General features: G+C 60.3%; 1 protein-coding gene and 1 pseudogene. Both read left to right on the plus strand.

All coding sequences use genetic code 11. The features are described 5' to 3' along the window. On the plus strand, positions 1-428 hold a 428-nt coding region (locus tag CWO89_RS43950; protein WP_283813594.1), incomplete at its 5' end, for an IS4 family transposase. 42 nt (positions 429-470) lie between these two features. Continuing rightward, a pseudogene (locus tag CWO89_RS43955) lies at positions 471-698 on the plus strand (transposase); the annotation flags it as partial. Between the last annotated feature and the right edge of the window lie 947 nt (positions 699-1,645).

Raw genomic sequence — 1,645 nt, forward strand, 5'->3', positions numbered from 1 at the left:
GTGTCTTCGTCGTCATCATGCCCTCCGTCTATCAAACGGAGCGGCCCTTTTCCAACTTAGCCTCTGGTCCCAAAACCGGGGTCCATTTCAGGACCGCCCAGCGTCTGACCAATCTGATCTCGCTCTTTTGCATCCTGAGTTGGCGGGTCTTCTGGATGACGATGCTCAACCGTTCCGCCCCAGACGCACCGCCAACCCTCGCGTTGACTGCGACTGAAATCGGCGTGCTCGATCGCCTCGTCAACGACAAACCAAAAGCGAGACAGAAAACGCTCTCGCACTATCTGATCAAGATCGCCCGGCTCGGCGGTTATCTCGCCCGCGCCAGCGATCCGCCGCCTGGCAATACCGTCATGTGGCGCGGGCTGTCACGCCTCACTGACATCGCGCTCGGCGCCATGGTCGGAGTAGAATTTGTGGGTAATTGAAAGCCTCGCCGGAGGCTTACGGAGTGGGCTGCCATCAAGCCAATGTTGCCGAACAAGCCGGCGGCGTACCGCGGGTGAATGACCGCCGTGCACTCAACGGCATCTTCTGGGTCTCACGATCCGGGGCACCATGGCGCGATCTACCTGACGCCTCCGGCCCGTACACTACCTGCTACAATCGCTGCGTTCGTTGGCGACGGGCAGGCTGTGTGGGCCGCGATTATCAACGTCCTGGCAGGCGCAAATGATACCGCTGTGCAAATGATCGACCAGCGAAGGACAGACGCTGCACTGCTGGACACTCGCTCCACCCTGGGGCTGGGGGCTGAAGGGATGGAGCGAGCTTCGCCAGGTACAACGCAAGGAGCGTTGTGAGCGCGTCAATAGCCTTCCGATTCGGGCAGCATCGCGGCGACAAAGAGAAAGCAGAGTGGATGCATTGGGACAGCGTCATTGCTGGTAGGCGAACCCGAGATCAAACTTGAAGATGATTTTGGATATTTCGCCTCCGAAAAGCGTCGACGTTGCAGATAAGTCCCAGAAACAAGCGTTACGAGTCTCCCATCGCGATCGGACCGGCGGGGCGGTTGATCAGCCTTCCCTCATGCGCGCAAGCGGACAGGGCGGCGACCGTCATATACGTTCCGCAGGACCACAGAGCCGCCCAGCTGCAGCGATCGGAATCCGGTGAATCGTGTGCTTGATAAGGGCCAACTTGGACGCCCGATCGAATAACGAGCGATTGATGTGTATCAATGCCGCGGCTGCAGGGCACGGATAGAAGTAATGGTCAGCTGCGCTGAGCGGCTGCGAAACAGGTCCGTCTTCGGGCCTTGTCCTCATTACGATAAGGAGGCGCAATGACGCGGCTGCCCCAGGTTGCCGGCGCAGTTGTCGCAATTGCTGTATCTGCAACTGCAATTCACCCGACAACAAGCTCCGCCTTGGCTAAGGGATGGAGCGACAGCCGTCTCGATGAGGAGCGCGGCGTGCGGCATCTTCTGAGGGACCGGATCCGAACGCGCGAAGAGTTGTTGGATCTCATCCTGCAGTCTATTCGAGACCGCCAGGATGTTCGGGGGCGCCGACCCGAACGGATCGACCACTGGCGTGACCGAGGGGGGTGAACACGCGGCGACTGGCGCGGCGATCTGCGAGAGCGAGTCGCCGGGAGCATGACCGAGAGGGGCCATGGCGAGAGGAAGGAGGGTCTCATC

Source organism: Bradyrhizobium sp. Leo170 (assembly GCF_004296405.1).
GTDB lineage: Bacteria > Pseudomonadota > Alphaproteobacteria > Rhizobiales > Xanthobacteraceae > Bradyrhizobium.